The 412-nt window shown below is 68.7% G+C and carries 1 protein-coding gene; it reads left to right on the forward strand.

Translation table 11 applies throughout. The features are described from left to right. Positions 1 to 412 (forward strand): hypothetical protein (locus M3152_RS17870; RefSeq protein WP_251697200.1); only part of this gene is annotated, 412 nt, incomplete at both ends.

A 412-nucleotide genomic window follows, 5' to 3' on the forward strand; every position in this document is an offset into this window, starting at 1 on the left:
CGCTACGACCTCGGCAGCGTGCTGACCGTGCATACCGTCGCCGACGCGATGACGCGCGGCGGCGACGTGCTGCTGATGGACGCGGACGTGCTGTACGACGAGAACATCCTGCACGCGCTGGTGGCCGATGCCGACCAGGCGGTCGACCGCCTGCTGATCGACCGCGACTTCGAGGCCGGCGACGAGCCCGTCAAGCTGTGCCTGAAGAACGGCGTGCCGGTCGAGCTGCGCAAGCAGCTCGCGGTCGATCTCGACTACGACACGATCGGCGAATCGGTCGGCTTCTTCCGCTTCACCGAAGGCACCGCGCGCCGCCTCGCGACGATCGTCGCGGGCTACGTCGACAGCGGCCGCGCGAACATGCCGCACGAGGAAGCCGTACGCGACCTGCTGCTCGAAGGCGGCCATTCGT

The sequence above is a fragment of the Sporosarcina luteola genome, from assembly GCF_023715245.1.
GTDB lineage: Bacteria > Bacillota > Bacilli > Bacillales_A > Planococcaceae > Sporosarcina > Sporosarcina luteola_C.